The 8,170-nt window shown below is 36.7% G+C and carries 6 protein-coding genes; 4 read left to right on the plus strand and 2 right to left on the minus strand.

Annotated features, from left to right (window positions below; translation table 11 throughout):
• Window positions 1-234 precede the first annotated feature (234 nt).
• The 4 genes from VKY50_RS07380 to VKY50_RS07395 all read left to right on the plus strand — a co-directional run bounded on the left by VKY50_RS07380 (window position 235) and on the right by VKY50_RS07395 (window position 5,473).
• Window positions 235-756, plus strand: coding sequence for a DUF4199 domain-containing protein (locus tag VKY50_RS07380; RefSeq protein WP_324300407.1), 522 nt, complete (start codon window positions 235-237; stop codon window positions 754-756).
• Between the two features lie 40 nt (window positions 757-796).
• Complete coding sequence (locus tag VKY50_RS07385) at window positions 797-1,744, plus strand: glycosyltransferase family 2 protein (protein ID WP_324300409.1); 948 nt, start codon at window positions 797-799, stop codon at window positions 1,742-1,744.
• A gap of 50 nt (window positions 1,745-1,794) precedes the next feature.
• The gene (locus tag VKY50_RS07390; RefSeq protein ID WP_324300411.1) at window positions 1,795-3,513 is read left to right on the plus strand and encodes a phospho-sugar mutase; all 1,719 of its coding nucleotides are present in this window, start codon (window positions 1,795-1,797) and stop codon (window positions 3,511-3,513) included.
• Between the two features lie 136 nt (window positions 3,514-3,649).
• Window positions 3,650-5,473 (plus strand): ABC transporter ATP-binding protein, encoded by a 1,824-nt coding sequence (locus VKY50_RS07395; RefSeq protein ID WP_324300412.1) that lies wholly within the window; start codon window positions 3,650-3,652, stop codon window positions 5,471-5,473.
• A 26-nt stretch (window positions 5,474-5,499) separates the two neighbouring features.
• Here VKY50_RS07395 and VKY50_RS07400 read toward each other — a convergent pair whose 3' ends face one another.
• Together VKY50_RS07400 and VKY50_RS07405 are read right to left on the minus strand one after the other, a co-directional pair.
• Window positions 5,500-6,381 carry a DMT family transporter gene (locus tag VKY50_RS07400; RefSeq protein ID WP_324300415.1) on the minus strand — a complete coding sequence of 294 codons (882 nt, stop codon included), beginning with the start codon at window positions 6,379-6,381 and terminating at the stop codon, window positions 5,500-5,502.
• A gap of 1 nt (window position 6,382) precedes the next feature.
• Complete coding sequence (locus VKY50_RS07405) at window positions 6,383-7,927, minus strand: hypothetical protein (RefSeq protein ID WP_324300417.1); 1,545 nt, start codon at window positions 7,925-7,927, stop codon at window positions 6,383-6,385.
• Window positions 7,928-8,170: the final 243 nt, after the last annotated feature.

Below are 8,170 nucleotides of genomic sequence, written 5' to 3' on the forward strand. Positions count from 1 at the left end.
ACATATCCTTAAATGCTACTAATCTATAATTTTCTGGATGTATACCTTTTTTCATCGCCTTTATATTTTTAACTATCTTATTCTTTCGATTTTTCGAGCTGCAAATTTATATAATTATTTTGAATCCCCAACACTTTTGATCCAAAATTTATAGTTGAATATTAATTTCGCTATTTATGTAACAAATATACACTATTTCATACTAACTTTATAGAAACAAAATCAACTATAAAAATGGATAATACTCAACCCACTACAGGACAGTTCGCTTTGCGGTACGGATTAATACTTGGCGCATTAACCATAGTCTTTAGCTTAATGCTTCATTTTATGGATATGCAATACGACCAAGGAATGGCAAAAAATATTGTCTCCATGATTATGCTAATAGGGGTAATTCTCTTAGCAATCATTCAATTTAAAAAGTTAAACGATGGTTATATAACCCTTTCAGAGGCTTTAAAAATAGGAGTAGGAGCTTCCCTTATTGGAGGAATAATCGCTGTTCTATATATATTGGTCTATGTAAACTTTATCGACCCAAACTTCCATGAGCAAATTGCGGAATTAAGCCGAGCTGGAATGCGCGAACAATATCCAGAAATGACCCAAGAGCAATTGGATAATGCAGTAGAAATGCAACAAAAGTTCTTCTGGGTGACCTACCCTTTCATTTTGATTTTTAATATTTTCATCGGTTTTGTAGTCTCTTTAATCACAGGACTTATCGTGAAAAAAGGAAAAAATGAATTCTAATTTATATCTTTGAACACAGTTACAGTGTTAATTAAGTTTCATGGATATATCAGTAGTAATACCACTACTCAATGAACAAGAGTCTTTAAAAGAATTACACGATTGGATTGCAGAAATCTTGCAATCCAATCGTTTTTCTTATGAAATTATATTTATAGACGATGGAAGTAATGATCAATCCTGGAACATTATTCAGTCACTATCCTCTAAAGATCCTCAAGTAAAAGGCATACGATTTTTAAAAAATTTTGGAAAATCTCAAGCCTTACATGCTGGTTTTATAGAAGCTAAAGGAGATGTCGTTATCACTATGGATGCGGATCTTCAAGATAATCCAGAAGAAATCCCTCAACTATTCAAGCGAATTAAAAGCGAACAATTAGATCTTATTTCCGGATGGAAAAAAGTCAGATACGATTCCGTTTTAGCTAAAAACCTTCCTTCTAAGCTATTTAACTGGGCAGCAAGAAAAACCTCTGGTGTCCAATTACATGATTTTAACTGCGGTTTAAAAGCTTATCGCAACGAGGTCGTTAAATCGATCGATGTACATGGCGAGATGCATCGCTACATCCCAGTTTTAGCTAAAAACGCTGGCTTTACAAGAATAGAAGAGCAAGTTGTTAAACACCAGGCCAGAAAATATGGAAGTACTAAATTTGGAATGGAACGTTTTATAAATGGATTCTTGGATTTAATTACAATTTGGTTTGTATCGCGCTTTGGAAAACAACCCATGCATTTGTTTGGAGCCTGGGGTGTTGTAATGTTCATCATAGGATTTGGATTTGCAGCCTATCTGGGAATCGATAAGTTATTTATCAACCCTTACGGCCGTTTAATTGCATTACGCCCACAGTTTTATATCTCCCTTATAGCTATGGTGATTGGAACCCAGTTATTTATTGCTGGATTTTTAGGAGAACTTATCCTTCGATCTAGAAAACAAGAAAATCGATATAAAATCGTAGAAACAGTGAATTTTTAACCTTTAGGGAACATTGAAAAACCTAAGGCAATTAAACAAAAGTACAGTAGATGGAAATAGAAGAAATTATCAAAAATGCTTCAGCGTGGTTAGTTGACACTTTTGACCCTCAAACAAGAAAAGAAGTACAACAGCTAATGGACAACGATCCTGAAGAATTAAGAGAACGGTTTTATAAGAATTTAGAATTTGGCACTGGTGGTATGCGAGGGACCATGGGCGCTGGAACAAATAAAATCAATAAATACACCCTGGGTAAAAACACCCAAGGAATTAGTAACTATTTAAAGGAACAATTTCCTGGGGAACAATTAAAAGTGGCCATTGCTTATGACTGTCGTCATAATAGCGATACCTTGGCTAAGGTAGTTGCAGAAGTATTTTCTGCCAATGGGATAAAGGTTTATTTGTTTTCAGACCTCCGCCCTACTCCAGAACTATCTTTTGCTTTAAAATACCTTCATTGTCATTGTGGAATTGTACTTACCGCCTCACACAATCCTCCAGAATACAACGGATATAAAGTGTATTGGCAAGATGGCGGTCAAATTGTACCTCCAAATGACCATCAAATCATTCAACATATTGACAGGCTCTCCTTTGAGGATATTAATTTTAACAGCAATGAGGGTTTAATTGAATATATTGATAAAGAAATTGATCAAGCGTTTGTTAAGGCCAGTGTGGCCAATGCTGGTTTTGGAGCTAAAAACAAAGATGATTTCTCTATTGTTTTTACTCCTTTACACGGAACCTCCATTACCCTTTTGCCAGCGGTATTAAAAAGTGCTGGTTATAACAATGTCCATATTGTGGAAAGCCAAGCCAAACCCGATGGGGATTTTCCAACGGTAGCCTCTCCAAATCCTGAGGAACCAGAGGCCTTAGCCATGGCTATTACATTAGCTGATGAATTAAACGCGGATATGGTTATTGGAACCGACCCAGATGGTGATCGACTTGGCATTGCCGTTCGAGATCACAATGGAAAAATGACCTTATTAAACGGTAATCAGACGATGATCCTAATGACCCGTTTTTTACTAGAGAACTGGAAAAAGCAGGGGAAAATTAACGGAAATCAATTCATTGCCTCTACCATTGTATCTACTCCAATGATGAAGGTGCTCGCTGATAAATACAAGGTTAAGTACCGCGAAGCTTTGACGGGATTTAAATGGATCGCAAAAATGATTGTCGATTATCCTGAAGAACAATTTATTGGAGGTGGTGAAGAGAGCTTTGGATTTATGGTAGGGGATTTTGTTCGAGATAAAGACGCTATAACCGCTGCTTTATTGGCCTGTGAAATAGCCGCTACCGCTAAGTCAAATGGAAGTTCTTTTTACAAGGATCTTATAGATTGTTACCTAGATATGGGACTGTATTATGAAAAATTGATATCGCTGACCAAAAAGGGAATCAGCGGCGCCCATCAGATCAAGCAAATGATGATCCAATTACGGGAAAATCCACTTAAATTCATTGATGGTTCTAAGGTAATTCGTATCGAAGATTACGCCAATTCAACCCGGCTTAATGTAGAAGATTCCACCTCCGAGACCATGGATATTCCAAAATCCAATGTGCTGATTTATTATACAGAAGATGGAAGTAAGATTGCTGCAAGACCAAGTGGAACGGAACCAAAAATTAAGTTTTATTTCAGTGTCAAAGGTTATTTAGAGAGTGCCGAGCAGTACCATCAAGCCATTGGTATATTGAACCAAAAGATTGATCGCATTATCAAAGAACTACCCTTGGATTAATGTATTAGAATCAAGATGCAATGAATTCGTAAAAAATAGCCCGTTCTAAACAACGGGCTTTGTTATAATAAAATGTAAATTTGCACTCTTACACCAATTACACCAAAGTGTTAAATCTTAGAATTGCTAATTAAATATGAACTACTTCAAAAAAATTCTACGTTTTGCGATACCGTATAAAAAGTACGGATTTCTCAACATTTTTTTTAATATTCTCTACGCCTTATTTAGCTCATTATCATTTTTAGCACTTATTCCAATGTTAGATGTATTGTTCGGGCAAACCAAACCTGTGACCGTGCGACCTAATCTGGATCAAATTGGCAATTTTAAAGATTACATATTTAATTATTTAAATTATTGGACCACCCAATACGCAGGGGATGATAAGATGAAAGCGCTGGTACTAGTAATCGGTTTAGTGATTTCATTATTCTTACTGAAGAATTTATTTAATTACTTGGCTATGTACTTTATCACCTTTCTTAGAAATGGGGTGCTAAAAGATATTAGAAACAGTTTATATAGTAAGGTAGTCCAACTACCCGTCTCCTATTATACTGAAAAAAGAAAAGGGGATGTCATTGCAAGAATCACATCCGATGTCCTTGAAATTCAGCACTCTTTCTTATCCATATTGGAACTCATAGTAAGAGAGCCCCTTACCATATTATTTACCATTGTAGTGATGTTTGGAATTAGTGTGGAGTTAACGCTCTTTGTATTTATCTTTATTCCTATTTCTGGTTTATTGATCTCCAGAATTGGGAAATCACTAAAAAAACAGTCAGACAATGTTCAGAAGGAACAAGGCTACTTCTTATCTATTATAGAGGAGACATTAGGTGGCCTTAGAGTCATCAAGGCTTTTAATGCAGAGAATAGATTTACCAATCATTTTAAAAACTCTACAGGCCGTTTTTACAAATTCTCCAATAGCTTGCTTAATCGCCAGAATTTGGCCTCCCCCACAAGTGAATTTTTAGGGATTTTGGTAATCGGTATCTTACTGTGGTTTGGAGGTCGTATGGTGCTTATTACCCAGAGCTTAGATCCTTCCTCATTTATAGCCTATATGGGACTCGCTTATAATATCCTAACACCAGCAAAGGCCATTAGTAAGGCATCCTACGGTGTAAAAAAGGGAAATGCTGCAGCGGAACGTGTACTAGAGGTATTAGAGACAGAGAACAACATTAAAGACGCGGTAAATGCCATTGACAAAACAACCTTTGAGCATCAAATCGATTTGAACCATATTTCTTTTAAGTACGAAGATGACTATGTATTAAATGACTTTAACCTAACGATCCCTAAAGGTAAAACCGTAGCACTAGTAGGACAATCAGGGAGTGGAAAAAGTACCATCGCCAATTTAGTCACGCGCTTTTACGATGTCAATAGCGGGAGTATAGAAATCGACGGGCATAACATTAAAGAACTATCATTAAAGAGTCTTCGAGGACTTATGGGAATTGTTACCCAGGACTCCATTCTCTTTAACGATACCATTGAAAACAATATTCGCATTGGTAAATTAGATGCCACCGCAGAGCAGGTAGAACACGCAGCTAAAATTGCCAACGCCCTTGAATTTATCAATGAATTACCACATGGCTTCCAGACTTCCATCGGGGATGCGGGAGGTAAACTAAGTGGTGGACAAAAACAACGACTTTCCATCGCCAGAGCGGTTCTTAAAAACCCGCCAATAATGATTCTAGATGAGGCCACCTCAGCATTGGATACAGAGAGTGAAAAACTAGTACAGGATGCCCTGGAGAAGATGATGCGAAATAGAACTTCCATCGTTATTGCACACCGTCTCTCTACTATACAAAATGCAGACCTTATTGCAGTGATGCAAAAAGGCGTTATCGTAGAGCAAGGTACTCATCAGGAATTAATGGACAAAAATGGGGTATACCAAAAACTAGTCAACATGCAATCCTTTGGCTAAGAACCTAAATTAGGATTTATAACCCGCTATTGTCTACCAGCCGTACCTTTAAAGGTCCGTATATTTTCGACCCCTACAGCAGTAAGGATGAGCGCTCCTCCTATAAGGGTATGCCATGCCGGAAATTCCCCTAGAAACAACATTCCCATAACAATACCGTAGACGGGCTGTACACTACTCATAATACTAGCGGTAGTAGCACTGAAGTACTTAAGGCTCCTTAACAATAAGGTATGTCCAAGGGTGGTGGTAATCAAAGCCAAAAACACAATACCTGGCAAGGCTGTATAAAGCTTACTAAAATTAGTAAAATACAACAATGGTGCCATCAGTATACTGATCACCAATAATTGATACATCATCAGCACCGAGCCATTATAATACTGTACCTTGGGCTTAATCATAATATTTCTCACGGCATAAAAAAAGGCAGAAATCACCCCTAAACAAATCGCCACAAACTGTGAATTAGAAAAGTCGATATCAGGAACCAAAAAATATATGCCCGTAATCACTAGTACCCCCAACACAAGATGTGCTTTCACAAAGGAGGTTTTAAGTAACACCGGCTCCAAGAAAGAAGTTATCACCGGATAGGTGTAAATGGCTAGCATTCCAATGGCCACACTTGATAGGCTTAAAGCGTAAAAATAGCTCACCCAATGAATCCCAAAACACAGTCCACACCATAAAACAGTATAGGTGTCTTTTCCTTTTTCAAGCTTTAAACTCAAGTGGTTAAACCGACACAATAAGTAGACAAAAACAAGCGCCAGAAAAGCCCTAAAAAAAATAATCTGTTCTGGCTCAAGAGTAATATAGCGTCCCCATACCCCAGAGGTACTAATGCAAATAACTGCAAAATTTAATTGGGCTACCTGCTGGAGGTGATTTTTCTGAGCAGCCAAATTAACGGTTTAGTTTTTTGGCCTTCTCCTTAATAATATCCGCCACAGATCGATTTTCAATTTTACTCTCTAACCACGATATAATATCGAGATATAAAAAGGCCCTTTTCTCATAAGGGTGGTCTTCAAACTTCTTAAGTCTGGTGTGTAATTTTTTAAATTCATCTTTAAGTTCGTGTGGATAAATCTCTCCGAGGTTTCTTAAGAATTTTATCATCTCCTTTTGAACCTCATGCAAGTCGTTCATCTTTAAGAGAAATTTGTACGTACTTTTTAACTGTACCTCGAGGTGATAATCCATTCCCGCCTCATAATGAGCTACCAGGCTTAAAACCCTGGCAAAACACATCAGGTCTTCTCGCATGGTCAACTGCTTGTTGTTGATGATTTTTTTTAGGTATTGGATACACATTTTATTGTCGCCCATCCCAAAATACATACAAGCCAATTTGTAATACAACACCATTACATGATGTTCATCGATCTTATCTTCATAGCGTTTAATTCCATCTAAAATATCCTGTTCTAAATGTTGCGCCTGTTCAAAATCTCCACTCATAAAGTAAAGATTGAGCTTGTTGCCATAGATACAAAAAAACGAAAGCACCTCTAGGTTATCATTTCGGGGAAACTTAGAGTTTGCAATGGTTTGTTGCAATCGTTCTAAAGATTCTTCAAACTCCGACCTATATTTAATATAGAACATCGAATCAAGAAGATAATTAACCCCCTTTAGGTAAAACACAGGATTGAGATAGATCATGTTCTCATTGTCATAAAAAAGGGTTACCCACCTGGAGGCGTATTTGTAACAGGACAGAAAATCTTGGGTTAAAAAGCTATACCACAGCTGTGCTTTATACAACCATAACTTCTCCCTAAAATCTAAATCAGCGAGTTTAAATTTTGGCATATGTGCCTTGTAATAATCAGTCACCCAATGATACTCCTTATCACTTTTGACATATCCGAATCGCAGCATAATACCATACAACTGAAGGGATAAATTAGAGAGCTTACTTGTTAACACGTTTTGAAGGCTTAATTCTTTGGCCTGGACAGCCAACTCATCAGCCCTACCACTAATACTTCGAGTGATGTACTGCGTCTCAATTATCTTCTCCAGCTCCACAATTTCATAAGCAACGACCTTTTCTTGATAAGCGATGGCCTGAGCTTTTGCTTTATCTAAAATCTTTAGACTTTGTTTATACAATCCTTTGTGGTAAAGAATAGTCGCAAAATCTAGTTGTTCCCGTATTTGCAATCGGACATTTTGATTGACAGGGTTCAGTCGTAAACTCACTAGTATTTGCTTGTAGAGATGCGCCTTAAGATTGGATAGTTGTTGCTTTTTAACGATGCCACTTTTTAGAATTTCACTCTCCTTATAATCCTGCATCTTATCCAATAGATTAAAAAGAGCAAGAAATTTAGCATCCGCATTAACTCCTAATCTATTTACGTATAACTTAAATTGTCTCTTTTCAGACTTCGACAAGGATTTAATCAGTATAAATAAAGTGTCTTTTTGGTGACTTGTCATTGTAATAATAAAAATTCAATTAATTGATTATCAGATAATTTAGCTTATAAAAGTTCCCTTAAACATTGTAAAGAAATAGTTAAGGGAACAACAAATTACGCTAACAAGATATACATTCGTAATTCAAAATCTGAAATTACATTAAAAAATCAAGATGAGTAAAGAAAAAGTCCAAATCTTTGACACCACATTAAGAGACGGAGAACAGGTCCCTGGATGTAAGTTGAACACAGAACAAAAGCT

Origin of the sequence: Galbibacter sp., from assembly GCF_035306585.1 — a bacterium.
Classification (GTDB): Bacteria; Bacteroidota; Bacteroidia; order Flavobacteriales; family Flavobacteriaceae; genus Galbibacter.

Coding starts and splice junctions, on each gene's coding strand:
- VKY50_RS07380 (WP_324300407.1), top strand. CDS start 235: ATGGATAATACTCAACCCACTACAGGACAGTTCGCTTTGCGGTACGGA.
- VKY50_RS07385 (WP_324300409.1), top strand. CDS start 797: ATGGATATATCAGTAGTAATACCACTACTCAATGAACAAGAGTCTTTA.
- VKY50_RS07390 (WP_324300411.1), top strand. CDS start 1,795: ATGGAAATAGAAGAAATTATCAAAAATGCTTCAGCGTGGTTAGTTGAC.
- VKY50_RS07395 (WP_324300412.1), top strand. CDS start 3,650: ATGAACTACTTCAAAAAAATTCTACGTTTTGCGATACCGTATAAAAAG.
- VKY50_RS07405 (WP_324300417.1), bottom strand. CDS start 7,927: ATGACAAGTCACCAAAAAGACACTTTATTTATACTGATTAAATCCTTG.